Raw genomic sequence first — 26,046 nt, 5'->3', positions numbered from 1 at the left:
TCTCTCCCGGGTCAGGACCTCGCCACCCGAGTGAACCGCCCCGCCACCCGCAGATCCGCCTCGATCCGCCCCGCCGTCGCCAGCAGCTCGGGCAGGATGTCCGCGACGTACTTCTCGGCCGGCCGGCGTGCCACATGGGTCGCCGTGTTGAGCGCGGCGACGACCCTGCCGGTGCGGTCGCGGACCGGTACGGCGAGTGAGCGCAGGCCCGCCTCCAACTCCTCGTCGACCAGGGCGTATCCCTGGGACCGGACCCGTTCCAGGGCGGCCGAGAGCGCCCCGGGATCGGTCAGGGTGTGCGGGGTCAGGGGACGTAGGTCGGCCAGGGCCTGCCGTAGCGTCGCCGGCGGGGCGTCGGACAGGAGGACGCGACCCAGTGCCGTCGCATACGCCGGGAAACGGGTGCCGACCGCGATGTTCACGCTCATCACGCGGCTGGTGGCGACCCGGGCCGTGTACTGGATGTCGGCTCCCACGAGGATCGCCAGGGACGCCGACTCGTGGATACGGGCGGCGAGGGCGGTGAGGTGAGGGAGCGCGAGGTCGGGGAGGGTCGTACGGGAGAGGGGCGGGAAGCCGAGCGACAGGACCCGGGGTGTCAGGGTGAAGCGGCGGTCGCCGGACGCGGCGACCAGGCCCAGGTGCTCGTAGGTGATCAGTGCGCGGCGGGCGGTCGCGCGGGCCAGGCCCGTCGCCTGGGAGACCTCCGTCAGGGTCAGTTCGGCGCGGCCCTCGCCGAAGGCCGTCAGGACCGTCAGTCCGCGGGCCAGGGATTCGACGAACTCCCGCCCCAGTTCCTGCTTGGACGCGCCCGTCCAGGTCGCCAGGCCCGAGGGCGCGGCCACCGGGTCCGGCTGGGGTGCCGCGCGCAGGTCCTCCTCCATCGCCTCGACCGCCGCACGCAACCGCGGCAGCAGCGTGTTCCGCAGATCCGCCGCCGTATGCCGGCTGGTGTGGCTCACCACGCTCGCCACGCAGGCGATCCTGCCGGTGCGGGGGTCCCGTACCGGTACGGACACCGCCATCAGGCCCGGTTCGATCAACTGGTCGTCCAGTGCCCAGCCGTCCTCGCGGGCCTGTGCGGCCGACCGTTCGAAGTCGGGTGCCGGGGACGACGGCGAACGCGGGGGTACGGCGGGAAACCCGCGGTCCTCCGGGTCCGCCGCCCGGCGCTCGCGCCAGCGCGCCCAGTCGCGCTCCGTCCACTCGGTCGCGAACAGCGGTCCCGGCGCGGTGCGTTCGGCCGGCAGCAGGTCGCCGATGCGGAAGCTCAGGGACATCGCGCGGCGGCGGGTCGCCTGGTGGATGAAGCGGATGCCGTCCCGGTCGGCTACGGCGAGGGACACCGACTCGTCCAGTTCGTCGGCGAGGGCGTCCGCGCGGGCGTCCAGGAGGGACGGGAGCCGCAGGGCGGCCAGGTAGGCGTTGCCCAGTTCCATGATCCGAGGGGTGAGAACCGTGTCCCGGCCGTCGAGACGGACGTATCCCATGCGGCCCAGCGTCGCGGTGATCCGGTCGACCGTGGAACGGGCCAGGCCGGTGGCCCGTTCCAGCCCGCTGAGGCTCAACGTGCCGCCCGCCTCGGTGAGTTGACGCACCACGGCGACCCCGCGGATCAACGGGGCGACCGCCTCGGCGGGCACGGCTCCGGCACGGTCGTCCAACGTGGTCTCAGCGGGCATCGGCTCTCCGGTACGGCGATCTCGGCAGCCCCTACGGTAAGCCTGCAGGGGCCGGAGCCCAGTCCCAACCCAAGTCCCCCGTCCCCTACCGCGTCCGCGTAACCGTCACCCGGTACTTCCCCTCCGCATCGGCCCCCGTCACCGCGACCCGAATCCCCCGGCGCGGATCGTTGAACGTCTCGCCCGCCGTGAACGGCGCGTCCGACAGCTCGGCGTGCACATTGGGACTCCGCGTGCAGCCCCCGCTGTCCCGGTGCGCGTCGTACACCTTCACCGGCCCCATCCCGGTGTCGACGTCCGCCTCCACCTTGTAGATGAGGACACCGGTGCGGCACACCGCCTCGTCGTTGCCCTCGCGCGTGCGCAGCTCCAGGGCGTAGCCCGTCCGTCGGGAGAGCGGGACGAAGACCAGGCGGGTGCCGTCGCCGCCCGGCCGTTCCAGTGGGGTCAGGGTGTACTCCGAAGTGCCTCTGGTCATCGCGCAGTTGACCTGGGACGGGTCGAGCCAGCCGAGCTTCCACTTGTGCCAGCCCAGGAGGTCGTTGTCGGCGCCCCAGTCCTCGCTCATGATGTCCCAGTGCCCGACCGCGCCCCCGCCCTCCTGGGTGTAGAGGTCGGGCAGGCCGAAGACATGGCCGTTCTCGTGGGGGAGGACGCGGTAGCCGGTGCGGGCGTAGGAGCCGGAGCCGTCGTCCTGGCGGGAGTAGACGAAGGAGGCGTTGGAGACGGGGACGCCGTCTGCGACAGGGGCCTCCGTGTTGCCGGCGAACGTCACCGAGAGGACGGTGTCCAGGGCGGAGGGGCCCGCGTTCGGGGTGACGAGGACGTTCAGGAGGTTGTACGTCCGGAAGTCCACGGTCGGGTCGGCGGCGGCCACGATGTCCTGGACGAGCTGCTGGTACCCGGGGTCGAAGGGCGCGCCGCGCTCTATGCCGTAGGACTTGAAGGGCTTGGGCATGCGGAGCCAGTGGTTGATCGGGGTCTCGGGGCGGTAGTCGAGGCGGCCGTAGGAACTGGTGCGGAACCACTCCTGGGTCTGCGGGAAGAACTCGTGGTAGCGGTCCATGGCGGTGCCCTGGCCGGGGGCGTCGGAGAAGTCGACCATCAGGGTCAGGGCGTGGACCGTGCCGGTGGAGCGGGAGTAGCCGCCCGGGGTGGGGATGCCCTCGGACATCTCGGTGTCGAGGGGGCCGTTGATCATGCAGGCGCCGAGCACGGAGGTGCGGGCGAGCGCGATCGGGCCCGCCGCCGTCGTGGCGCCCGGGGTGAGGTGTCCGGTACCGGCCGAGGTGCTGACCGCGAGGGTCAGGACGGTCACGGACACGAGGGCTGCCACGCGGCGCGGGCGTATCCGACGGCTGGGCTGCATGCATGGACCCTTCGCGCCACGGCAGCCGCCGGTCCCCGGCTGCACCCTTTCGATCACCCTGTGTCGTGCGGTGCGAGGGCGCGCGCTGGAGGAGACCGACCGTGTGGTCGAGCGAGAAAAGGGACCAAACGAAATGTGACCCAGGTCACATCAAATGTCCCGCTGAGTGGGAAATAACCGGGGAGCGTTTCCCCGTTTAGCCATGTGTCCGAGCGAAACGGGGAGTGGATCCCCGGATCGCGTCAGCAGTCCAAGACCTTCCGAGCCTCAGGAGTACGCCGTGACGACCGCGACCCCCGTACAGCGAAAGGTGACCCGGCCGCGCGCCGACGCTTTGCGCAACCGGGAGCGGATCGTCACCGCCGCCCGCGAGATGTTCGTCGAGTTCGGCCCCGATGTGCCGCTCGACGAGATCGCCCGCCGGGCCGGCGTCGGCAACGCCACGCTCTACCGCAACTTCCCCGACCGCGACGCCCTCGTCCGCGAGGTAGTGGTCTCGGTCATGGACCGTACGTCGGAGGCCGCCGAGCAGGCGCTCAACGAGACCGGCGACGCCTTCGCCGCTCTGGAGCGCTTCGTGCACGTGTCCGCCGACGAACGGATCAGCGCGTTGTGCCCGATGATCTCCAGCACGTTCGACCAGTTCCACCCGGACCTGGAAGCCGCGCGGGAGCGGGTCGAGCAGCTCATCGACGAGGTCATGGACCGCGCCCGGCGGTCCGGACAGCTCCGCACGGACGTGGGTGTCGGCGATGTGATGGTCGCCGTGGCCCAGCTCAGCAGGCCCCCGGCCGGCACCGGTTGCCTCAGCGCCGACCGCTTCGTACACCGACACCTGCAGCTGTTCCTGGACGGACTGCGGGCCCCGGCCCGCTCGGTCCTGCCCGGCACCGCCGCGACCATGGAGGATCTCCGGCAGCCCTGACCGATTAGTTCAGAGCGTCACGCCCGTCTCAACAACAAGCACCGGCTCTCGTCCTCGCGGACGAGCCGTCCCCGATCACGTCCTTCTTCCGTATTTTTCCGTCACGAAGTCCCGAAGTGGGTACCACCATGTCTGAAACAGCTCGAAGCGCCCCAGGCGCTCTCGACAAGGCCTCCGAGGCCGCCGAGCACGAAGCCCATGCCAACCGCTGGAAAGCGCTCGCGTTCATCGCGCTCGCCCAGCTGATGGTCGTGCTCGACGCGACCATCGTGAACATCGCCCTCCCGTCCGCCCAGACCGACCTGGGCATCTCCGACGGCAACCGGCAGTGGGTCGTCACGGCCTACGCCCTCGCCTTCGGCGGACTCCTCCTCTTCGGCGGCCGCATAGCCGACCTGTGGGGGCGCAAGCGCGCCTTCGTCGTCGGTCTGACCGGCTTCGCCGCCGCGTCCGCGCTCGGCGGAATCGCCACCACCGGCGCCATGATGTTCGGCGCCCGCGCGCTCCAGGGCGCCTTCGGCGCACTGCTCGCGCCCGCCGCGCTCTCCCTGCTCGCCGTGATGTTCACGGACGCCAAGGAGCGTGCCAAGGCGTTCGGCATCTACGGCGCGATCGCCGGTGGCGGCGGCGCCGTCGGCTTCATCCTCGGCGGTGTGCTGACCGAGTACCTGGACTGGCGCTGGACGTTCTTCGTGAACATCCCGTTCGCCATCGTCGCCGCGCTCGGCGCCTACTTCGTCATCCGCGAGCCGGAGGGCGGCCGCAACCGCAACCCGCTCGACATCCCGGGTGTCCTGCTCTCCACCCTCGGCCTGGTCTCGCTCGTCTACGGCTTCACCCGCGCCGAGACCGACGGCTGGGGCGACTCCTCGACCATCGCGCTCTTCATCGCGTCGGCCGTCCTGCTGGTCTCGTTCGTGATCGTCGAGTCCAAGGTCAAGGCCCCGCTGCTGCCCCTGCGCGTGATCACCGACCGCAACCGCGGCGGTATCTACCTCTCGCTCGGTATCGCGATCATCGCGATGTTCGGCACCTTCCTGTTCCTCACCTACTACCTCCAGGTCGTGAAGGGCTTCTCGCCCATCAAGACCGGCTTCGCCTTCATGCCGATGATCGTCGGCATGATGGTCGGCTCGACCCAGATCGGCACCCGCCTGATGACCCGCCTGCCGGCCCGCCTGCTCATGGGCCCCGGCTTCCTGGTCGCCGCGGTCGGCATGCTGCTGATGACGCAGCTGGAGATCGGTTCGTCGTACGCCTCGATCATCCTGCCCGCGATGCTGCTGCTCGGCCTCGGCATGGGTACGGCGTTCATGCCGGCCATGTCGCTGGCCACCCTGGGCGTCGAGCCCCGGGACGCGGGTGTCGCCTCCGCGATGGTCAACACCTCGCAGCAGGTGGGCGGCGCCATCGGTACGGCCCTGCTGAACACGATCGCCGCCTCCGCGACGACCGCGTACATCAAGGACCACATCGCCGGCGCGGGTACCTCCAAGACCCAGCAGCAGCTGGTCGCGCTCCAGGGTCAGGTGCACGGTTACACCAACGCCATCTGGTTCGCCGTCGGCATGCTGGTGACGGCCGCGGTCATCGTCTCGGTCCTCGTCAACGCGGGCAAGCAGGGTTCCGACCCGGTCGCCTCCGGTGACGGAGTCGAGGACGAGTTCAAGGTCCCGGTCGTCGCCCACTGACGACGCCCGACCCGGTCGTACCCCCTTCGCACCATCCGTACGTACGGGGAAGGGGACGCCCCGTACGTACGACTCCCAGGAACTGCCCTGGTTCTCCGCCGAGTTGAGCGGCTCAGCGGAGCCAGGGCAGATCCGCGCCCGCTTCGTCGGGCTGAAGTCCCTCGGCGACGATCTCCATGATCTCGCCGAGGGACTTCTGCTGTTCCGGGCTCAGCCGCTCGAACAACGCCTGCCGTACGGCGGTCACATGGCCCGGCGCGGTACGGCTGAGCACCTCGTACCCCGCGTCGGTCAGCACCGCGAACTGGCCGCGCTTGTCGGAGGGGCAGTCCTCGCGGCGCACCCACCCGTTCTTCTCCAGCCGCGCGATCGCGTGCGAGAGCCGGGAGCGGGTGATCTTCGCGTTCATGGCCAGCTCGGTCATCCGCAGCCGGCGGCCCGGCGCCTCGGCGAGCTGGACGAGGAGGCCGTAGTAGATGTGCGGCATGCCCGCGTCCCGCTGGAGCTGGCGGTCCAGATGGTCCTCCAGAAGGGTGCTGGCGTGCATGTAGAAGCGCCAGACACGCTGCTCCTCGGCGGTGAGCCAGCGGGGTTCTGCGGATGCGGGTGCCGTGTTCATGCACTCCACTGTACGAGAGCTCTCCTTGAAGGTTAAACAAATGCGGCGTACGCTCACATCCATAGATGTTGAGAGTTCAAGCATGGGGAGTGACCGTCATGTCCACCGCCGCACCGGAGCGCATGCCCGCCCTCTATCTCAGCCACGGCGCGCCGCCCCTCGCGGACGACCCCATCTGGCCCGGCGAGCTGGCCGCCTGGTCCGCCGACCTCCCCCGCCCCAAGGCGATCCTCATGGTCTCCGCCCACTGGGAGGAGGCCCCCCTCGCCCTCGGCGCCACCGCCCCGGTCCCCCTGGTCTACGACTTCTGGGGCTTCCCCGAGCACTACTACCAGGTCCGCTACGACGCCCCGGGCGCCCCCGAACTCGCCGAATCCGTACGGAAGTTGCTGCGCGCCCCGGGCATCCCCGTGCAGGACGTCCCGGACCGCGGCCTCGACCACGGGGCGTACGTCCCGCTCGTCGAGATGTTCCCGGCCGCCGACATCCCGGTCCTCCAGGTGTCGATGCCGACCCTCGACCCGGTGAAGCTGATGGAGATCGGCCGCAGGCTGGCGCCCCTGCGCGACGAGGGCGTCCTGATCGTCGGCTCCGGCTTCTTCACCCACAACCTGGCCGCCCTGCGCCACACCGGCGGCGGAGTGCCCACCTGGTCCTCCGAGTTCGACGACTGGGGCAGGCGCGCGCTGGAGGCCCGCGACTGGGACGGCCTGCTCGACTTCCTGCACAAGGCACCGGCCGGGCGCTACGCCCATCCGCGCACCGAGCACTTCGCCCCGCTGTTCGTCACCATGGGCGCGGCGGAGGCTGGCGGCGAGCTGGACACGCAGCACTCGGTGATCGACGGGTTCTGGATGGGGATGGCGAAGCGGTCGGTGCAGTTCGGCTGAGCCCGCGTCGACAAGGCCCTTCCCTCGGACTGCCCTTCCCTTCGGGAAGGGCTACAACTCCTTCTCGTACCAGGCGACATCCCAGTAGCGGCCGAACTTGCGGCCCACTTCCCGGTAGGTGCCCACAGGCCGGAAACCGAAGCGTTCATGCAGCCGCGTGGACGCTTCGTTGGGCTGTGCGATGCCCGCGTACGCCCGGTGGACGTCCTCGGTCGCCAGGTCCGCGAACAGGGCCTTGTAGAGCAGCGTTCCGATGCCGCGCCCGCCGACGTCGGGGGCGAGGTAGATGGTGACCTCGACCGAGGTCGAGTAGGCGGGCTTCGCCCGGTAAGGGCTGGATGTGGCGTAGCCGAGGATTCGCTGTGAGTTTCCTTGGAAGGTCCCGTCGACGGCAACCTTCAGCCGGTATGGGCCGTCTTCAGGGTGGGAGAGCAGCCAAGGACGGCGCTCCTCCGGCGTGCAGGCGGCGGTGTCGAAGGTGATCGGGGTCTCGCGTACGTAGTGGTTGTAGATGTCGGTGAGGGCATCGAGGTCGCTCTCGACTCCCGGCCTGACCTGCACCTCTGTACGTTCCGACGGCATCGGACCTCCCTTGTGGCCGGACAGGGTACTGCAAGATCAGAAAAATAGGGGAGTGGGTCGGGAATTCTGTCCGGATTCCAGTCGTTGTTTCCATCAGATGCAGGGCACACGAGAAGAGTGCCGAGGCATCACAGGAACACCTGACGAACACCTGCTGACCTACCATCGCAAGGGAGCACGCATGGCAACCCGTGCCGTCGCCCGTCGTAAGTCCGCCTCCGGCGAGACCTCCGGCGTGGCACGCAGTGTTCGCGCCCATGGCGGCGAGATCGCCGACCGCGACCTGGTCGGCATGTATCTCGACGAAATCGCGCGCACACCACTGCTCGACGCCGCCAAGGAAGTCGAGCTTTCGCAGACCATCGAAGCGGGCGTGTTCGCGCGCCAGGTCCTCGACGGCGAGGAGGAGTCCCAGGCGGACGCCACCCGCGAGGAGCTGGAGGCCCTGGTCGCCGAAGGGGAGCGTGCCAAGGACGTCTTCATCCGGTCGAACCTCCGTCTGGTCGTGGCCGTGGCCCGCCGTTACCCCCGTAGCGGCCTGCCCCTGCTCGACCTGATCCAGGAGGGCAACGCGGGTCTGGTCCGCGCGGTCGAGAAGTTCGACTACCGCAAGGGCTTCAAGTTCTCGACGTACGCGACCTGGTGGATCCGTCAGGCCATCACCCGCTCGATCGCCGACCAGTCCCGGACCATCCGGCTTCCCGTCCACCTCGTGGAGGAGCTGGGCCGGATCCGGCGCGTGCAGCGCGAGTTCAACCGCAAGAACGGGCGGGAGCCCGAGCACGAGGAGATCGCCGCCGAACTGGACACGACCCCGGAGCGCGTGACGAACGTCCTGGACTGGGCGCGCGATCCGGTCTCGCTGAACATGTCGGTGGACGACGACGGCGACACGCAGTTCGGCGACCTCCTGGAGGACACCTCCGCGGTCTCGCCCGAGCAGTCCGTCATGACCCTGCTGCGCAGCGAGGAACTGGACGACCTGATCGGCCGCCTCGACCAGCGCACGGCCTCCATCATCAAGATGCGGTACGGCATGGAGGACGGCCGGGAGCGCACGCTCACCGAGGTCGGCAAGGAGCACGGCCTGACCCGCGAGCGCATCCGCCAGATCGAGAAGCACGCCCTGCTGGAACTGAAGAAGCTGGCCAGCCAGACCGGTTTCGACGCGGCGGCGTAGGACAGGTCCTGAGCAGCAACCCCTCCGGCGGGGGCGCCGGAGGGGTTGCCGGGGGCATGGCTCCCCGGTTCCCCGTCAGGCGGCCCGGCACCACGGGGGCGCGTACGAGTCCGGGTGCACGCCCGGCCGCGTACGCCGGGTGGCGGGAGACCGCGCAAACATGGCTGCGCAACGCCGCTTCAACGTGCGGGGCTCTGGGAACAAGACTTCAGAGCCCAGGAGTTGGGGCCACGGGCGTTGCCCCGTGACCCACTGAGCCAAGTCCCGACGCAATCCCCCCCCGGCGCCGGGACTCTCCCGAGCCGGGCTTCGGCACCTGTCCCCCCAGGCGCCGGGGCCCGGCTCTTTTTGACGCGCGCGGCAGGGCGGGGTGAGGTGCGGACATGCCTGGATGGCGGGGCACCCCGTACCTGAACACCGGGGTGGCCCGCCGAATGGCAGATTGTGCCACAGCGGCATAGCCTGCCGGTGTGAGCAGCCCCACCCCAGCCCCTGATTCCCGTCCCGCCTCTCCCTCCACACCGCTCTCGCTGACCGAGCGGCGCAAGGCCGAGACCCGGATGCAGATCGCCCGGGCGGCGGCCGGGCTCTTCGCCAGACACGGGCTACGGGCCACCCGCGCCGAGGACATCGCCCAGAGCGCCGGTATCGCCCCGCGCACCTTCTACCGGTACTTCGCCACCAAGGAAGAGGCCGTCGCCCCGCTCTACGCGGCCGGCGCCCAGCGCTGGGCGGACGCGGTGCGCGCGGCCCCGCCCGCGCTGTCGGTGCCGGAGGCCCTGGAACACGGGGTGCGCCACACGCTGACCCCCGGGGTGGGCGTCTCCACGACCTCCTGGACCTGGGTGCGCACCCTGATCGGCATGGCCGAGTCAAGCCCCGGCCTGCGCAGGGTGTGGGCGGAGGTCTGCCAGGCCTCGGAACGGACCCTGGGCGAGGTCCTGTTGGAACGTGTCACCCACGGCGACCCCGCTCTCGCCGCCGGCGCCCCCGGCGTGACCTCCCCGGAGCTGCGCTTCGCCGCCGCCGTCGCGAGCGCCGCCGTCCGGACCGCGGTCGAGGGCTGGGCGTCCGGAAAGGAACACCCGGGCACGCTCGCCGGCCCGGCGGAGTCGGCACTGCGGAACCTGCGGGCGCTGCGGGACTTTCCCTGGGGGGAGATCGGGACGGCGCGGGGGGTGGGGTAAGCCGTAGCGGAGCGGGGTGAGGCGCAATGGAGCGGGGGTGAGGCCGCCTCACTCACGCCGTACCGGCCCGCCCCCTGCCGCCCTGCTCAGCCGTTCCCCCAACTCCCTTACGCAGCGCACCAGTTCCTCCGGTTCCTGCACCGTGAACTCGTACTCCAGCAGGGCCAGCCGGGCGGCCAGCCAGCGGACCTCGTCGCCGGTCGTGGCGCGCAGGCGGCAGCTGTGCTCGTCGAGCGGCTCGGGCGTGCCCATCCAGGCCGGGACGCGCGCGGCGACGACGTCGGCGGGCGCGGCGAACGTCACGGTGTACTCGTAGGACTCCTGCTGCCGGTACATCGACTGCCGCAGATACTCCGCCGCACTCCCCGTCGGCAGCTCGCGTGGCGCGAACCGCGCCCCCGTCGCGAACGGCTCGCTGACCCGGTCGACCCGGAACGTCCGCCAGTCCTTGCGGTCGAGGTCGTACGCCACGAGGTACCAGCGCCGGCCGGTCGAGACGAGTCGGTACGGCTCCGTCACGCGGCGCGACTCCGTGCCGTCGCCCGCGCGGTAGGCGAACCGCAGCCGCTCCTGGCCGGCCACCGTCGAGGCCATCACGGTCAGCGTCTCGGGCGCGATGCTCGCCCCGTCGCCACTGGTCAGCGGGGTGGTGGCGGCCTGGAGGGTGGCGACCCGGTGCCGCAGCCGCGAGGGGAGGACCTGTTCCAGCTTGGCCAGCGCCCGTACGGACGCCTCGTCCACGCCCTCGACCGCGTGCCCGGCGCCCGCACGCAGTCCGACCGCGATGGCCACCGCCTCCTCGTCGTCGAGGACGAGTGGTGGCATCGCCTTGCCCGCGACCAGCCGGTAGCCGCCGTCGGCGCCCAGGGTCGCCTGCACCGGGTAGCCCAGTTCGCGCAGCCGGTCGATGTCCCGGCGGACCGTGCGGCGGGAGACCCCGAGCCGGTCGGCCAGCTCGCCGCCGGGCCACTCGCGGGGCGTCTGGAGGAGGGAGAGGAGCTGGAGGAGCCGGGCCGGAGTGTCCGTGGTCATGAGTCCTCCGTCGTCGTCACCGTCGTCATGGATTCGAGGATGCCGTAGAACTAGGACACGATCTGACCTAATGGGGTCATAGCTTCGAGCCATGACCTCCACCGAACTCCTTGTGGACAGCCCAGCCGTCTCGACGGAACCGGCACGTACGGCCGACCGGCGGCGCTGGTTCGCCCTCGCGATCGTGATGACCGCGGCCTTCATGGACCTCGTCGACGTCACGATCGTCAATGTCGCGATCCCGTCGATCAAGCGGGACGCGGGCGCCTCCTTCAGCCAGATCCAGTGGATAACGGCCGGTTACGCGCTCGCCTTCGCCGCCGGACTCATCACTGGCGGACGGCTCGGCGACATCCACGGCCGCAAGCGGCTGTTCCTGCTCGGGATCGGCGGCTTCACGCTCGCCTCCGCGCTGTGCGGCTTCGCCGCGAACCCGGAGATGCTGGTCGCCTCGCGCATCCTGCAGGGCGGGATGGCCGCGATGATGGTGCCGCAGGTGCTGTCGATCGTGCACGCCACCTTCCCGGCGCACGAACGCGGCAAGGTCTTCGGCCTGTTCGGCGCGATCGTGGGCCTCGGCGCGGTCTCCGGACCGCTGCTCGGCGCCCTGCTCACCGAGTGGAACCTCTTCGGCCTCGAATGGCGCCCGATCTTCCTGATCAACCTGCCCGTCGGCATCGCGGGCCTGGTCCTCGGCAGCCGCTTCATCACCGAGTCGAAGGCCCCGCGCGCCCTGAAGCTGGACCTCGTCGGCGTCGTCCTGGTCACCCTCGGGTTGCTGATGCTGCTGTATCCCCTCACCCGGGGCGACGAACTGGGCTGGCCCGCCTGGGGGTTCGTGTCGATGTCCGGTTCGGTCGGTGTCTTCTGCGCACTGGTGGCGTACGAGAAGCGGAAAGCCGCGCGGGACGGTTCCCCGCTGGTCGAACTCTCCCTGTTCAAGGTGAAGAGCTTCGCCGCCGGCATCGCCGTGCAGACCGTCTTCGGCGTCGGAATCGGCATCTTCTTCCTCGTCTGGACGCTGTACATGCAGACCGGCCTCGGCTGGAGCCCGCTGCGGGCGGGGCTGACCGGCGTACCGTTCTCGATCGCCTGCTCGGCGGCGGCCGGGATGTCCGTGCAGAAGCTGGTGCCGCGCGTCGGTGGACGCAACGTCCTGCAGGCCGGCGCGCTGGTGATGGTGGCGGGCGTGCTGCTCTACCTCTGGGAGTCCGACCGGTACCAACTGGCCATCGCCTCCTGGCAGATGGCGCTCCCGCTGGTGGTGATGGGCGCAGGCATGGGCCTGATCTTCGCCCCGCTGACCGACACGATCCTCTCCGAGGTGCCGCGCGAGTACGCCGGTTCCGCGTCCGGACTCATCAACACCGTGCAGCAGATGGGCAACGCGCTGGGGCTCGGGCTGGTGTCCGTGGTCTTCTTCGGCTCGATCGGCGACCGGCTGGCCCCGGACCAGGTGGGCCCGGCGTTCGTCAACGCCTTCCAGAACGCGCTGGGTTGGGTGGCCGCGGTGATGGGCCTGATCTTCCTGCTGATGTTCGCGCTGCCGGGGAGGGCGGCGGCGAAGAGGGTGGCCAAGGGGGCTGTCTCCGACGGGAGTTGATGCCATCCGCTGACGCACCGCAGTCGAGCGCCCCGCCCCGTACCGGGGGCGGGGCGCTCGGCGCAACCGGCCGGACGATGGCGTACGCCGGTGGTCGGACGGGGGCGTACACCGGGCAGGTCCGGCGGCGCACTCGATGCCGAACGCAGTATTACGTGCCAGAATCAGTGCTTATGTGGTGAACACTCCGGCTTTGGATGTCTCGCGTGTCCAACTCCCCTGTTCCGTAAGAAAACTGACTGGGCGAAAGATGATGGCGGGAGGGGTGGGCCGGGAGTGGTTCCCTTATCCATTAGTCGATATTTGGTGATGTGCGGCGGTGAACTGTGGATTCCCGTACGGGATTCCGTCGCCCGCCCGGAAGAACCGCATTTCCTGTCGGCTTCGATTGCCTCTCGAAAAGAAATTGCGGAAGTCGTGGCGGACTAATTCGGGGGGCAGGGGCGGCCCGCCCGGCCGGTTCCGGTGTGTGTGCTTCCGGTCGCGGTGGCAGCCGTTCGGGCTGAGCCGTATTGGCCGGATCTGTTGACTCTTGATCGATGGCCTCCATTTGATAACGCTGTCAGTGCCCGGTGGAGTCGGGGTCGTCTCGCCCCTGCGTGCATAAAGGGGGTAAAACGTGCCGCCCGGAGGGGTGTTCCGGAGGCGCGCGCGGGGTGGTGCGCTGCCCGCCGTGCATCCCCCATGGCCGGGGTTTCGGCTGGCCCCCGGGCACTCAGGGCTCCTTGTTGCCTGACGGGGAGTGACCTAAAGGCCATCCGTGGTGTTTACTGGGCACCGGTCTGATCCCTGGTGGGTCCGGACCTTTCCGGGAGGTCCTGGGGGTGGTGCCCCGGGGCCTCTCGTTTTTGCCGCCGGTTTGTGCGGGCGTCATATGTTGCTCACCCGAGAAGGGGCCTCTCGCCCTCTGCGGGGTCATGTGAATAATCAGGATCGGTAAATCCGTATAGGGTGCAGTGGTATTCACTTCAGGATTACGCGCGATCTTCTGTAACAAAACCCCACGGTAAGGGGTTCTGGTTCATGATCGCTATTCCTCGCGCCGCCTTCGAAAAGGCGACTGGCTCTTCACTCACGGCGAGCGGTACGGTTTCCATCGCTCAACTGTCTCCACCCGCCCGGCCTCACCACCCGGGCGCTGTCGCACCTCCCGGAGAGGGAGCAGGACCCACCACCCGGAACCCCGCTGACCAGTGGGGTTCCAGAGCACTGACAGAGCAAGGGATCAGGTCAATGCGCACCGTCAACGACGACGGCGTCATTCCGCCGTCGTGCCGCGGACCCCGCGGTACCTCGCCCGTGACACATCGTCACCATCACGCCCCTCGGGGCGCGTACGCCGGGACACGCGCCACCGCTGCCGCCGGAGCGGGGGAGTGAACATGCCCTCGACCGTCGACACCTCCCGGTCGGCCGAGCTTCTCCTGGGCCACGAGAACCAGCCTGAGGGAAGCTTCCTGCAACGCCTGTCGGCCGAGGACTGGCAGGTCCTGTTACAGGCCGGACTGCGGGGCAGCACCTTCGTCCGGGACGCGTTGCTGCCGCTGGGCCCGGACGGCCCGGACGTGTACATCATCTGGGAAGGCGTCGTACGGCAGGACCGCTTCCCGCTGGGCGACGGGGAGAACGTCCCCACCGTCACGCGGTTCCGGGGCAGGGGCCAGCTGGTCGGCGAGGCCAAGCTCATCACCCCCGACTCCGGCGTCCTCACCAAGTGCCTGACCCCGACCGTGGCCGTCCCCTGCCCGGCCCGCAACCTCAACGTCCTGCTGCGCCGGCGGCACACCATCCAGGACGCCCTCCTGTGCAGCCTCGAGGACCGCAACCGCAGCGACGAACTCCTCTACACCATGGCCACCCGGCCACCCGTCGAGCGCGTCGGCAGGCTGCTGGCACACCTCGCCGACACCGCGGGTGTCCCCGACCCGCGGACGGGCTCGACCGTCATCACCGGCCCGGGCCAGAAGGACATCGCCGCCTCGCTCCAGGTCGCCATCTCCACTGTGGAGAACGCGATCCGGACCCTGCGCTACCACGGCGTGATCGAAGCCAGGTACCGCCAGTTCGTCGTCCACGACGTCGACGCACTGCGTCACTTCGCCGCCGGGATCTGACACGGCCCCGGCGCACCGGACCCCGTACCGCTCGCGCTCCACCCCCGAACGGATCACAGCATGATGACCACCACCACGCTGGCGATCGGCACCGGCGCGGGTTCTCTCGCGCTGACCGCCGCCTCCGCTCTCTTCATGGGTGTCCTCGGCACGTACACCCTCGTGCACCACAGGCGGGTCTTCGCCTGGACGCAGAGGATCCGTCGCAGGGACCAGGCGAACACCGACTTCGACAAGCCCGCCGAGTGGCTCGGCGATCTCTACAAGGCCCAGTGCCGGCTCGCCCAGAAGCCCTGCGCCGACGCCGACTTCGGGGACATCCGGCAGGCCGGCAACATGATCAAAGGGATCGTCGGCCATGTGGAGGCGCTCCGCCCCGAGCTGACCGAGGTCGTCGAACGGGTCGGCGCCTATGTCGCCACCGCCCTGCCGGACCCCGGTCCGGCCGTGAAGGTCACCGTCCTCCACCACCGCGCCCAGCTCGTCATGGCCATGCGACAGGAGGCCGCCCGCAACGAGTTGGTGCACGCCATCCTCGCCGCCGAGAAGAGGATCAAGACGGAACGGTACGGCTGATCGAGCGACCAGTGCCCGTTCATGTCTGCCTCATGCCCGAACCTGTTTACTTTCCGGAAATATGGGCGTAGCCTCCCAGGCGAAACCACAAGTTCGGGCACTGGTCGGAGGCGAACGGACATGTACGCACCGGAGCGGCAGCAGGAGATCCTCCGGCTGGCCCGTGACGGCGGCCGGGTGGACGTGGTCTCGCTGGCCGAGGAGTTCCAGGTCACGGCGGAGACGATCCGCCGCGACCTGAAGGCCCTCGACCGCGCGGGCCTGCTCCGCCGGGTGCACGGCGGGGCCATACCGGCCGGACGGCTCGACTTCGAGCCGGACCTCGCCGAACGCGAGTCCACGGCGGCCGACGAGAAGGACCGCATCGCCAAGGCGGCCCTCGCCGAGCTGCCCATGCAGGGCACGGTGATCCTCGACGCCGGTACGACGGTGGCCCGCCTCGCGGGCATCGTCCCGCTGGAGGCCGAGCTCACCGTCGTCACCCACTCGCTGCCCATCGCGGCCCGCCTCGCGGACCACCCGGGCATGCAGCTCCACCTCGTCGGGGGGCGCGTGCGGCACCGTACGCGCGCCGCCGTGGACGCCTGGGCGCTGCGGGCGTACGGCGAGATCCGCGCCGACGTCGTGTTCGTGGCGGCCAACGGCTTCTCCGCCGAGCACGGGCTGACCACGCCCGACCTCGCCGAAGCCGCGGTCAAGCACGCGGCGATGGGCGCCGCCCGCCGCGTCGTGCTGCTCGCCGACTCCGCCAAGCACGGCCAGGAGCACTTCGCCCGCTTCGGCGCCCTGAGCGACGTGGACCTGCTGATCACCGACAGCGGGCTGAGCCCAGAAGACGCCACCGCCATGGAGCGCGGCGGCATGGAAGTAGTGCGCGCATGATCCTCACGGTCACCCCGAACCCGTCGCTGGACCGCACCTACGAGGTCCCCTCCCTCGACCGCGGTGAGGTCATACGGGCCACCGGCGAGCGCATGGACCCGGGCGGCAAGGGCGTCAACGTCTCCCGCGCTGTCGCCGCCGCAGGGCGCCGTACGGTCGCCGTCCTGCCGCTCGGCGGCGCTCCGGGCGCGCTGGTCGCCAGCCTGCTGGACGCGCAGGGCATCGAGGTCGCGCCGGTCCCGGTCGCCGGGGCCACCCGCTCGAACATCGCCCTCGCCGAGGCGGACGGCGTCCTCACGAAGATCAACGCACCCGGCCCCGAACTGACCGCCGCCGAACAGGAGTTGCTCCTGGAGACGGTCCGCCGGCAGTCCCGTGACGCCGACTGGATCGCCTGCTGCGGCAGCCTCCCGCGCGGCCTCGCGCCGTCCTGGTACGCCGAGTTGGTCGCCCGCGCGCACGCGGTCGGTGTCCGTATCGCCCTGGACACCTCGGGCCCGGCGCTCATCGAGGCCCTGCGCGAACGCCCGGACGTCGTCAAGCCCAACGCCGAGGAACTCGCGGAGGCCGTCTCCCGCCCCCTCGCCACCGTCGGCGACGCGGTCAAGGCGGCCGAGGAACTGCGGGAGTTGGGCGCGGGCGCGGTCCTCGCGAGCCTGGGCGCGGACGGGCAGCTGCTGGTGGACGCCTCGGGTGCCTGGTACGGCAGCGCGCGCGTCGACGTCGTACGCAGCAATGTCGGCGCGGGGGACTCCTCGCTGGCCGGTTTCCTCATCGCCGGCGGCCACGGCCCGGAGGCCCTCGCCTCGGCCGTCGCCCACGGCGCGGCAGCCGTCCAGCTCCCCGGCAGCGTGATGCCCACCCCGGCCGACCTCGACTCGGCCGCGGTGACGGTCACGGCCGACGTCCCGGTGGACCTCGTACTGACGGAGCCCGTCGCATGAACGTTTCCACGGCCTCCAGGGCGCCCCTCGAACCGGCCACCGGGCGGCGGCACTCCCCGCTGTTAACCGCCGCCGCCACCCCCACCGCGACCCACCGCTGTACCCCCGTCCCCACCCCCGCCCACAACACTCCCCGGGCGATACGCGTGCGAAGGAGCCCGCGATGAGCGAGATGATCACCGCGGACCTGGTCGACCTCGACCTGTCCGCCGATACCAAAGAGGCGGCGGCACGTGCCCTCGCCGAGCGCATGGTCGCCCAGGGCCGGGTCACCGACCTGGACGGCTTCCTCGCCGACGTGGCCGCCCGCGAGGCGCAGATGCCGACCGGCCTCGACGGCGGCATCGGCATCCCGCACTGCCGCAGCGAGTACGTCACCGAGCCGTCGCTCGCCTTCGGGCGCAGCGCCGAGGGCGTCGACTTCGGCGCCCCGGACGGCCCCGCCGACCTGATCTTCCTGATCGCCGCGCCCGCCGGCGCCGACGACGCCCACCTCACCATCCTGTCGGCGCTCGCCCGGCAGCTGATGAACGCCGAGTTCACCTCCGCGCTGCGGTCGGTGGGCGACGCGGAGAGCGCGGCGGCGCTGATCCGCGGCGACGAGCCCGCGGCCTCCACAGACTCCGCCGCGACGCCGGCGGCGGCCTCCGCCGGCGCCGCGGCGGGCAGCACGGACACGGCGGAGGACGACGACCGTCCGTTCCGGATCGTCGCCGTCACCTCCTGCCCGACCGGTATCGCGCACACCTACATGGCGGCCGAGTCGCTGGAGAACGCGGGCCGGGAGGCCGGTGTCGAACTCGTCGTGGAGACGCAGGGCTCGGCCGGTTTCACCCGGCTCGACCCGGCGGTGATCGCGGCGGCGGACGGCGTGATCTTCGCCCACGACGTGCCCGTACGCGACAAGGCCCGCTTCGCCGGCAAGCCGACCGTCGACGTCGGTGTGAAGGCGGGCATCAACCGCCCCGCCGAACTCATCACCGAGGTCCGCGGCAAGGCGGAACGGGGCGAGGTGACCGCCGGTTCGGGCGCCGCCACCCCCGTCGAGCGCGGCGGTGAGCCGGGCGAGGGCTACGGCACGATGCTCCGCAAGTGGCTGATGTCCGGCGTCAGTTACATGGTCCCGTTCGTCGCGGCCGGCGGTCTGCTGATCGCCCTCGGCTTCGCGATCGGCGGCTACGAGATCAAGTCCGCGCCCTCGGTCATGCAGCACTTCGCGTGGACGCAGATCGACAGCTGGGCCGCGCTGATGTTCCAGATCGGCGCCGTCGCCTTCGGCTTCCTGGTCCCGGTGCTGGCCGGCTACATCGCCTACGGCATGGCCGACCGGCCGGGTCTGGTGCCCGGCTTCGTCGGCGGCATGATCGCCTCCACCATCAACGCCGGCTTCCTCGGCGGTCTGGCGGCCGGTCTGATCGCCGGTGGTGTGGTGCTCGCGATCCAGAAGGTGAAGATCCCGAAGGCGGTGCGCGGGATCATGCCGGTGGTGGTGATCCCACTGATCTCCTCGGCGATCGTCGGGTTCCTGATGTTCGTCGTCATCGGCAAACCGATCGCCTCCGCGCAGAAGGGCATGACCGACTGGCTCAACGGCCTCAGCGGCTCGAACGCCGTCCTGCTGGGCGCCCTGCTCGGCCTGATGATGTGCTTCGACCTCGGCGGCCCGGTCAACAAGGTCGCGTACACCTTCGCCACGGCGGGTATCGCGGTGTCGAACCCCAGCGACTCGGCGATGAAGATCATGGCCGCGGTCATGGCGGCCGGCATGGTCCCGCCGCTGGCGATGGCCCTGGCCACCACCGTGCGCGGCAGGCTCTTCACCGAGACCGAGCGCGAGAACGGCAAGGCCGCCTGGGTCCTGGGCGCCTCCTTCATCTCCGAGGGCGCCATCCCGTTCGCGGCGGCCGACCCGCTGCGGGTCATCCCGTCCTCGATGGTGGGCGGCGCGATCACCGGCGCCCTGTCGATGGCCTTCGGCGCGACCCTGCGCGCCCCGCACGGCGGCATCTTCGTGGTCCCGCTGATCGGCAGCCCGTTCCTCTACCTGATCGCCATCGCGGTCGGGATGTGCGTCACCACCACGCTGGTCGTCGTACTGAAGGGCATGCGCAAGCCGGCCGCCGGGGCCACTGCCCCCGGAGCGCCGGAGGACATATCCGCCCCTGCGGCGGACGCCAAGCAACCGGTCGCCGCGTAGCCGCTTTTGGCCCGCCGTGAGGTGTTCACGGCAACTGCGAGATTCGTCACGGTCCGGGACCACGGTCCCGGACCGTGGTGTCTACTGGAACGCATGCCTGAGCACGTCTCGATCCTCCAGCTGACCGGTGTGGCCGTTCTCGCCCTGGCGACCGTCGCCTGGGTGCTCGGCCTGACGCGCATCCTGCGCCGCGCCCTCGCCGAACCCACCGTCTGGCACGCGGCCCACCCGCTCTACGGCCTCCCGAACCAGCGCGACACGGCCCCCCACCTGGAGTCCGTCGAACTGACCCCGGCCGAGCGCGACGCCTTCGCGGGTCTCGTACGACAGCTCGGCGACGGGCGCTGAGCCGGACCCGGGGTCTTACGAGACCTGCGCCGCCCGCCGCTCCATCGCGTCCCGGGCCGCGTCCTCGCTGATGTACACCTCGCACATGTGACGGCCGTCGGGCGTGGCCGTGTGCTCGACCTCCCACAGGGAGATCTCCGCGCCGTCGGGCAGCAGGAACGCGTGCTCGTAGAGCGAGAAGCACACCGCCGCGCGACCCGCTCGGTACGGGCGGCCGAAGGCCTGGATGATCTGGTGCGCGAACGCCGTCGCCAGCAGCGCCGCCGTCTCCTCGTCCGGCTGGTCCGCGTTCTCCGCGCGGCGCAATAGACGGCGCGCGTGGTCCGCCGAGTTGTCCGCCCGATACGAGTGCCGGGGCTCGGGGATCGGTGACAGGTGCACCAGCACCGGGAGTTCGAAGTCCGTCGTGTCCGGCGGCATCGGCAGCCGCGCGGTCGCCGTCCGCAGATCCTCCTCGTCGACGTACACCTCGTGCTGCGCCTCACGGCCCAGCACGGTGTTGTGGACGAGCTCCCACAGGGTCAGCGCCGAACCGTCGGTGAGCAGCCACGTGTGCCGGTACGTCTCCCGGTGCAGGCCCGCGCTGTGGTGCGCCGAGTGCAGCGAACTGTCGTACGCCAGCGCGCAGTCCAGGATCAGCCGTATCGTCTCGTCCGGCAGCTCGAAGGAGTTCAGGGCACGGCCGAGCAGTCGCGCGAGGTGCTCCTCCGGAGACTCGTGCGACTCGGGTGGTTCGTACGCTGCCGTGTCGTACGGAACGCTCAAGGCTTCTCCCGGCGTTGCTGCATGTCACCTTGTGGGTGCATACCGTAGCCCCTCGGTCCGACATCATTCCTGTGAACCGAGAAAACGTATGCCCGGAAAACGCGCGGGCCGCGCGAGATGTTCCCGCGCGGCCCGAAGATCCGTCAAAACCTGCCGGTCAGGCGGCACTTCCGGCGGTCCACTCGCTCCACGCCAGGTTCCAGCCGTTGAGCCCGTTGTCCGGGGCGACCGTCTTGTCGGGGGAGTTCTTCACGATCACGACGTCCCCGATCAGCGAGTTGTCGTAGAACCACTTGGCGTTCGTCGCGCCCTGCGCGCCCTGCACGTCCGGGAGGCCCACGCAGCCGTGACTGGTGCCGGTCTGACCGAAGGGCGGATTGGCCTTGTTGTACCAGTAGTTGCCGTGGATGAACGTCCCCGACGAGGTCAGCCGCATCGCGTGCGGCACGTCCGGGATGTCGTACTCCCCGCCCAGCCCGACCGTCCGGCTGTTCATCCGCGTCTGCGTGAACTTCTCGGAGATCACCATCTGCCCGTTGTACGTGGTGTGTTCCGGGCTGCCCGAGGAGATCGGCAGCGACTTGAGGGTCTGGCCGTCCCGTACCACCGTCATGGTCTGCGTGTTCACGTCGACCGTGGAGACCTGCGAGCGGCCGACGGTGAAGGTCACGGTCTTCTTCTGCACGCCGTAGACGCCGTTCGCGCCCTCCACGCCGTCCAGGTCGATCTTCATCGTGACCTTGGAACCGGCCTTCCAGTACTCCTGCGGCCGGAAGTCGAGCCGCTGCGCCCCGAACCAGTGCCCCACGACCTGCTGCCCGCTGCTGGACGTGACCGTGATGTGCGACTGCACGGCCTTCTTGTCGCCGATCACCTTGTCGAAGGTGAACGACACCGGCATCCCCACACCGACCGTCGTCCCGTTGTCCGGCGTGTACGTCCCTATGAAGCTGTTGCTCGAACTGACCGTGGTGAAGATGGAGTTGGCCGCGGAGGTCTTGCCGCCCGCATCCTTCGCGGTCGCCGAGATCTGGTACTTCGTGCCGCGCTCCAACTGCTCCTTCGGCTTCCAGCTCGCGCCGTTCGCGGAGACCACGCCCTCCACGGCCTGCCCCGACCCGGCCACCGTCATCTTCACGTCGGTCAGCCTGCCGTCGCTGACCTGCACGCCGGTCGCGTTGATGGACGCGTTCGTCGAACCGTCCTTCGCCGAGATGACGATCTTCGCGGTGGACGTCTTGGTGGACGTCCCGCCGCCACCCTTGCTGTTGGTGTCGGAATCCGCGCTGGCGTTGCCGCCGCACGCGCTGAGGGTGAGGGTGCCGACCACCAGGGCGGCGATGGCCCCCAGTACGCGCCGCGCTGCTATGTCCGGCGTTGTCACGGGCTGCTCCAGGTTCGTGTGATGTGCGTGATCCGCTGCGATGCGTGGACAAAGAGGGCCCCCGCCCCCGCACGGGTTCCCGCCGTTCCCCACGAACGCCATCCGGTGACAGAACCGCGACAAACACCGGGACGGATCCCCGGAAACACGGGATGCCCACCGCCACAGGGCGCCTATCGCCTCCCGTACAGCTCCTCGTACGACGGCCACGCCCCGCCCGGCCCGTCCACCGACTCTGCGGCACGCACCGCGCGCACGATCGCCCGGGTCACCACGTCCGCTCCGGCCGCGAGGATGTCATTGAGGGCGAGGGGGTTTTCGGCGTCGAGCGGGCGGGCCCCGGTGGCCAGCGCGAACACCGTGTCCCCGTCGTGCAGCAGATGCACCGGCCGTACGGCACGCGCGATGCCGTCGTGCGCCGTGCCGGCCAGCTTCTGCGCCTGCGCCTTGGACAGGTCCGCGTCGGTGGCGACCACCGCGAGCGTGGTGTTCAGCGGAGGAGGCGTGTGCTTCGCGGCGGTCTCGGCGAGGCGCCGGCGCGCGGCCTCGTGGACGTGCGCTTCCGGATACGTCACGCGCCCCTGGAACAACTCCCCGTACAGGACGCCCGTTTCGGGATCCGTCACCGACCCCGCCGCGTTGGCCACCACCAGCGCGGCCACTGTGATCCCCGACTCCAGCACGATGCTCGCGGTCCCGACGCCGCCCTTCATCGGTCCGACCGCGGCGCCCGTACCGGCGCCCACGCACCCCTCGCGCACCCGCACTCCCGGCCCGCTGATCGCGGCGGCCTCCACCGCGGCCCGCCCGGTGGCCGCGTCCGGCCTGGCCCTGAAGTCGCCACCACGTCCCAGGTCGAAGACACAGGCCGCGGGCACCACCGGCACGACATGCGTCGGTTCCGCGCCCACCCGCACCCCGCGGCCCTGCTCCTCCAGCCAGGCCATCACCCCGGACGCGGCGTCGAGTCCGTACGCGCTGCCGCCGGTCAGCACGATCGCCTCCACCCGCTGCACCACGTTGCGCGGATCGAGCGCGTCGGTTTCCTTGGTGCCGGGCCCGCCACCGCGCACGTCCACTGCGGCCACCGCCCCGCCCTCCGGCGCGAGCACCACGGTCGTACCGGTGAGCCAACCGTCCCCCGACCGCGTCGCATGGCCAACCCGCACGCCGGCCACGTCCGTCAATGCGTCAACTGTCATGGAGCTCAGTCTCACGCAGCGCGCGGCGGATTCGGGGACCGGCGGCGCGGTGGGGGTGGTTGTTGGGGTGCTGGTCGGCTGGGCGTCGGAGGTTGTTCCGCTGGTGCTCGGCCGGTTCTGGGTGTCGGTCAGCCCACCGGCGCCGTCGCCTCGGCCCTGCTTTCCGCGCCGGCCGTGAGTGTGGTCAGGGTCGTGCCGACCGCCACCGTCAGCGCCGAGACCAGGCCCGCCGCGAGCACCGCCCAGGAGCCCAGGAAGGTGCAGCAGACGACCAGCAACGCGGCCACGGGAAGCACCAGTTGCTGGGCGGCACCCACCTTGTAGTGACGGGCGTGCAGCGCCCACACGCTGAGCAGATACAGCGCCGTCGGCACGGTCACCGCGGCGGACGCGGCCAGTGTGGAGATGTGCGCCTTGCCGATGGCCTCCGTGACCGCCACCTCCAGGCCGGCGCCGATCGTGGCCGCCGAGGCGAAGATCAGATAGTGGCCGTAACCCCACAGGAACGCCTGCCGGTTGGACCGGAGATGGCCGTGGATCGGCACCACGAAGTAGATCCACCAGGCGGCGAACACGATCAGCAGCCCACCCGCCGCGATGGGCAGCAGCTCGCCCAGCGCGTCGTGCTCGTCCACCCCCGACTTCACGGCCACCGTGGCCGCCGCGATCGTCTCGCCGAGCACGATGATCGTGAACAGCCCGTACCGTTCCGAGATGTGGTGCGGATGCCACGGCGTAGGGAAGTCTTTCTCCGCGTAGCGCGGTACGGACAGCTCGGCGATCACCATCACGAGGAACACCCAGCCCCGGGCCGGTTCCGGCAGGACTACCAGGCCCGTCCAGCCGACCATGCAGAGCAGCACGCCGCCCGCGTACCGCAATGCCATCGTCCGCTCCGGCCCGGTGGCGGCCCGTGCCGCCCGCAGCCATTGCGTGGCCATCGCCAGCCGCATGATCACGTAGCCGAGCCAGACGACCAGGTAGTCGTGGTGTTCGAAGGCCCGTGAGACCCCGGCCGCGAGGACCAGGACGCCGGAGATCTGCACCAGGGTCATGACCCGGTAGAGCACGTCGTCGTTGTCGTACGCCGAGGCGAACCAGGAGAAGTTCATCCAGGCCCACCAGATCGCGAAGAACTGCATCGCGTAGCTGAGGACGCCCTGCCCCGCGTGCCCCTCGGCCACGGCGTGCGCCAGCTGGACGCCCGCCTGCGCGATGGCCACGACGAAGCACAGGTCGAAGAAGAGCTCCAGCGGCGAGGCGACCCGGTGCGGTTCGTCCCGGCCGCGGGCGGTGAGCGGGCGCAGGGGTCTCGGAATCTCGGACGTCATGCGGACAAGCACAGCAGATAACGGCGGGGATTTCAGAGGCGGCCGGGTCGACCGAGACCGACCGGTCGGCCCGCGGCGCCGTCAGGCGCCCCTTCGGCCGTACCCTGGAGGTATGAGTACCGCCCCCGCCCCCGAGCCGCGCGATCCGATCGAGCCGAAGCCCGCGCTGGTCTTCGACGACCCGTTGAGCCGGCCCTCCTCGGACGACACTGATCGCGGGTGGGGCGAGCGGGCCGAAGGTGAGGGCGGTGCCGCCGACCTCAAGCGTTTCCTCGACGAGAAGCCGCCCCACCACATCTGAGCCGTCGGCTTCAGCTGTCGGCACATCCGAGCCGTCTGCTATGGCTCCCGGTGTCCGTTGCCGCGCTGGGCGACGAGCGCGTCGCGGATCTCCTTGAGGACCTCCAGCTCGGTGATCTCGATGACCTCGTGGGTGCCCTCCTTGGCCTTGCGCTGGGCCTCCACCCGGGCCAGGTACTTCGACATCGGCAGGACCATCAGGAAGTAGACCACCGCCGCGGTGATCACGAAGCTGAGGGTGGCGCCCAGGACCGAGCCCCACATCAGCTGGATGCCCTTGTCGCCCGAGCAACTGTCGCTCAGGCACGAGCTGTAGCTGTCGAGGTTCTGCGTGCCGATCGCGCCGACGAGCGGGTTGATGAGCCCCTTCACCACCGAGTTGACGATGTTCGTGAAGGCGGCGCCGATGACCACCGCGACTGCCAGATCGACGACGTTCCCGCGCATCAGGAAGGTCTTGAACCCCTGCCAGACGCCCGGTTCCTTCTTCTTCTCGCTCAACTCGGAGCCTCTTCTCGCACGCGCACGGTGTGGAACGAACAGCTCCGCAACCTACGTCAAGGCGTGGCCGCCGTGTCCAATTCGGTAGCTCGAACGAGAGACTTGACACGAATTCGCACATGCGCCGGAAGGCGCGGCTCACGATACGGAGAGCACGGCTCAACACATCGTCACCGCCAGCCGGGCCGTGGCACTCGCACCGGCCAGCCGTGCCGCCGTGGCGCGCGGCACCGAGAGCACCACCAACGCACCGCTGCCGGCTGCCTCGTCGAGCGGCTCGGGCACATTCGTCACCCGCGCCCCGCGCGCGACCACCTCGGCGTCACCGCCCGCCGCCGTGTCCTGTGCCGCGATCACATCGACCCGGTCGCCGGACCGCAGCAGCCGGACGGTGCCGGCGTCGGCGATCCGCACCGCCGCCGACACCCACTCGACCGCCCGGCGCTGCTGCCGTACCGGATCGGCCACCGGATGCCCGTGGGGCCGTTCGCCGTGCCGCGCCTCCGCCATATCACGCGGGCCCGCCGCGATGAGCGCGACCGCCGTCACCGCGAGTCCGGCGGCCACGGCCCGCCTCCGGTGCCGTAGCAGCCGGCGCAGTTGGTACCACCCGCCGCGCACCCGCACCGGCGCGAAGTGCGGCACCTCGCACGTGGCCGGAGCGTCGGTGCCCAACGGGCGCGGAAAGGAAGGGGAGATGGGAGGGGAACCGGGAGAGGACAGGGACATGCGGACCACCACC

At 70.4% G+C, this 26,046-nt stretch carries 24 protein-coding genes; 13 read left to right on the top strand and 11 right to left on the bottom strand.

Translation table 11 applies throughout. The annotated features are described in order from the left end of the window. Nucleotides 1-11 precede the first annotated feature (11 nt). Together OH768_RS21825 and OH768_RS21820 are read right to left on the bottom strand one after the other, a co-directional pair. Nucleotides 12-1,682 carry an IclR family transcriptional regulator C-terminal domain-containing protein gene (locus tag OH768_RS21825; RefSeq protein WP_406456056.1) on the bottom strand — a complete coding sequence of 557 codons (1,671 nt, stop codon included), beginning with the start codon at nt 1,680-1,682 and terminating at the stop codon, nt 12-14. A gap of 85 nt (nt 1,683-1,767) precedes the next feature. Beyond that, entirely contained in the window at nt 1,768-3,051 is a 1,284-nt protein-coding gene (locus OH768_RS21820; protein WP_406456054.1) for a M6 family metalloprotease domain-containing protein, read from the bottom strand. A gap of 280 nt (nt 3,052-3,331) precedes the next feature. Between OH768_RS21820 and OH768_RS21815 the strand changes: the two genes are divergently transcribed. Further along, nucleotides 3,332-3,976, top strand: a complete 645-nt coding sequence (locus OH768_RS21815; protein ID WP_406456052.1) for a TetR/AcrR family transcriptional regulator — start codon at nt 3,332-3,334, stop codon at nt 3,974-3,976. A gap of 128 nt (nt 3,977-4,104) precedes the next feature. After that, nucleotides 4,105-5,667 carry an MFS transporter gene (locus tag OH768_RS21810; RefSeq protein WP_406456050.1) on the top strand — a complete coding sequence of 521 codons (1,563 nt, stop codon included), beginning with the start codon at nt 4,105-4,107 and terminating at the stop codon, nt 5,665-5,667. Between the two features lie 112 nt (nt 5,668-5,779). Here OH768_RS21810 and OH768_RS21805 read toward each other — a convergent pair whose 3' ends face one another. Then, the gene (locus OH768_RS21805) at nt 5,780-6,286 is read right to left on the bottom strand and encodes a MarR family transcriptional regulator (protein ID WP_362971869.1); all 507 of its coding nucleotides are present in this window, start codon (nt 6,284-6,286) and stop codon (nt 5,780-5,782) included. Nucleotides 6,287-6,384: 98 nt separating this feature from the next. On the opposite strand from OH768_RS21805, the gene OH768_RS21800 reads away from it, so the two are divergent. Continuing rightward, nucleotides 6,385-7,176 carry a dioxygenase gene (locus OH768_RS21800; RefSeq protein WP_406456047.1) on the top strand — a complete coding sequence of 264 codons (792 nt, stop codon included), beginning with the start codon at nt 6,385-6,387 and terminating at the stop codon, nt 7,174-7,176. 51 nt (nt 7,177-7,227) lie between these two features. Here the strand turns inward: OH768_RS21800 and OH768_RS21795 are convergent, their stop codons facing one another. Next, nucleotides 7,228-7,758, bottom strand: coding sequence for a GNAT family N-acetyltransferase (locus tag OH768_RS21795; protein ID WP_406456045.1), 531 nt, complete (start codon nt 7,756-7,758; stop codon nt 7,228-7,230). 181 nt (nt 7,759-7,939) lie between these two features. On the opposite strand from OH768_RS21795, the gene OH768_RS21790 reads away from it, so the two are divergent. Beyond that, nucleotides 7,940-8,938 (top strand): RNA polymerase sigma factor RpoD/SigA, encoded by a 999-nt coding sequence (locus OH768_RS21790; protein WP_406456043.1) that lies wholly within the window; start codon nt 7,940-7,942, stop codon nt 8,936-8,938. A gap of 470 nt (nt 8,939-9,408) precedes the next feature. After that, nucleotides 9,409-10,125, top strand: a complete 717-nt coding sequence (locus tag OH768_RS21785; RefSeq protein WP_406456041.1) for a TetR/AcrR family transcriptional regulator — start codon at nt 9,409-9,411, stop codon at nt 10,123-10,125. A 48-nt stretch (nt 10,126-10,173) separates the two neighbouring features. On the opposite strand, the gene OH768_RS21780 is transcribed toward OH768_RS21785, so the two are convergent. Beyond that, nucleotides 10,174-11,157, bottom strand: a complete 984-nt coding sequence (locus OH768_RS21780) for a helix-turn-helix transcriptional regulator (protein ID WP_406456039.1) — start codon at nt 11,155-11,157, stop codon at nt 10,174-10,176. Between the two features lie 91 nt (nt 11,158-11,248). On the opposite strand from OH768_RS21780, the gene OH768_RS21775 reads away from it, so the two are divergent. The 7 genes from OH768_RS21775 (at nt 11,249) to OH768_RS21745 (ending at nt 19,821) form a co-directional block, all read left to right on the top strand. Continuing rightward, nucleotides 11,249-12,760: an MFS transporter gene (locus OH768_RS21775; RefSeq protein ID WP_406456037.1), complete on the top strand. Its 1,512-nt coding sequence runs from the start codon at nt 11,249-11,251 to the stop codon at nt 12,758-12,760. A 1,382-nt stretch (nt 12,761-14,142) separates the two neighbouring features. Further along, the gene (locus OH768_RS21770) at nt 14,143-14,874 is read left to right on the top strand and encodes a Crp/Fnr family transcriptional regulator (RefSeq protein WP_406456035.1); all 732 of its coding nucleotides are present in this window, start codon (nt 14,143-14,145) and stop codon (nt 14,872-14,874) included. A 60-nt stretch (nt 14,875-14,934) separates the two neighbouring features. Then, nucleotides 14,935-15,450, top strand: a complete 516-nt coding sequence (locus OH768_RS21765; RefSeq protein ID WP_406456033.1) for a hypothetical protein — start codon at nt 14,935-14,937, stop codon at nt 15,448-15,450. Between the two features lie 120 nt (nt 15,451-15,570). Further along, on the top strand, nt 15,571-16,332 hold the full coding sequence (locus OH768_RS21760; protein WP_093628483.1) for a DeoR/GlpR family DNA-binding transcription regulator: 762 nt from the start codon (nt 15,571-15,573) through the stop codon (nt 16,330-16,332). Next, on the top strand, nt 16,329-17,276 hold the full coding sequence (gene pfkB, locus OH768_RS21755; RefSeq protein ID WP_406456031.1) for a 1-phosphofructokinase: 948 nt from the start codon (nt 16,329-16,331) through the stop codon (nt 17,274-17,276). The genes OH768_RS21760 and pfkB overlap by 4 nt, the downstream gene beginning before the upstream one ends. Before the next feature lie 163 nt (nt 17,277-17,439). Next, the gene (locus OH768_RS21750; protein WP_406456029.1) at nt 17,440-19,473 is read left to right on the top strand and encodes a fructose-specific PTS transporter subunit EIIC; all 2,034 of its coding nucleotides are present in this window, start codon (nt 17,440-17,442) and stop codon (nt 19,471-19,473) included. 93 nt (nt 19,474-19,566) lie between these two features. Further along, on the top strand, nt 19,567-19,821 hold the full coding sequence (locus tag OH768_RS21745; RefSeq protein WP_406456027.1) for a hypothetical protein: 255 nt from the start codon (nt 19,567-19,569) through the stop codon (nt 19,819-19,821). A 15-nt stretch (nt 19,822-19,836) separates the two neighbouring features. Here OH768_RS21745 and OH768_RS21740 read toward each other — a convergent pair whose 3' ends face one another. The 4 genes from OH768_RS21740 to OH768_RS21725 all read right to left on the bottom strand — a co-directional run bounded on the left by OH768_RS21740 (nt 19,837) and on the right by OH768_RS21725 (nt 24,503). Then, nucleotides 19,837-20,586, bottom strand: coding sequence for a DUF6227 family protein (locus OH768_RS21740; RefSeq protein ID WP_406456025.1), 750 nt, complete (start codon nt 20,584-20,586; stop codon nt 19,837-19,839). A 157-nt stretch (nt 20,587-20,743) separates the two neighbouring features. Beyond that, nucleotides 20,744-21,970, bottom strand: a complete 1,227-nt coding sequence (locus tag OH768_RS21735) for an Ig-like domain-containing protein (protein ID WP_406456023.1) — start codon at nt 21,968-21,970, stop codon at nt 20,744-20,746. Between the two features lie 173 nt (nt 21,971-22,143). Then, complete coding sequence (locus OH768_RS21730; protein WP_406456021.1) at nt 22,144-23,172, bottom strand: P1 family peptidase; 1,029 nt, start codon at nt 23,170-23,172, stop codon at nt 22,144-22,146. A 128-nt stretch (nt 23,173-23,300) separates the two neighbouring features. Then, the gene (locus OH768_RS21725) at nt 23,301-24,503 is read right to left on the bottom strand and encodes a low temperature requirement protein A (RefSeq protein WP_406456019.1); all 1,203 of its coding nucleotides are present in this window, start codon (nt 24,501-24,503) and stop codon (nt 23,301-23,303) included. A 112-nt stretch (nt 24,504-24,615) separates the two neighbouring features. Between OH768_RS21725 and OH768_RS21720 the strand changes: the two genes are divergently transcribed. Next, nucleotides 24,616-24,804: a hypothetical protein gene (locus OH768_RS21720; RefSeq protein ID WP_406456017.1), complete on the top strand. Its 189-nt coding sequence runs from the start codon at nt 24,616-24,618 to the stop codon at nt 24,802-24,804. Nucleotides 24,805-24,842: 38 nt separating this feature from the next. On the opposite strand, the gene mscL is transcribed toward OH768_RS21720, so the two are convergent. Both mscL and OH768_RS21710 read right to left on the bottom strand, forming a co-directional pair. After that, nucleotides 24,843-25,304 carry a large conductance mechanosensitive channel protein MscL gene (mscL, locus tag OH768_RS21715; protein ID WP_093628491.1) on the bottom strand — a complete coding sequence of 154 codons (462 nt, stop codon included), beginning with the start codon at nt 25,302-25,304 and terminating at the stop codon, nt 24,843-24,845. 159 nt (nt 25,305-25,463) lie between these two features. Next, a complete protein-coding gene (locus OH768_RS21710) occupies nt 25,464-26,033 on the bottom strand; it encodes a hypothetical protein (RefSeq protein WP_406456015.1) in 570 nt (189 codons plus the stop codon). Nucleotides 26,034-26,046: the final 13 nt, after the last annotated feature.

The sequence above is a fragment of the Streptomyces sp. NBC_01622 genome (genome assembly GCF_045209635.1).
Classification (GTDB): Bacteria; Actinomycetota; Actinomycetes; order Streptomycetales; family Streptomycetaceae; genus Streptomyces.
The sequence above is the reverse complement of the archived record's forward strand: the minus strand, read 5'-3'. Positions and strand labels throughout refer to the sequence as shown.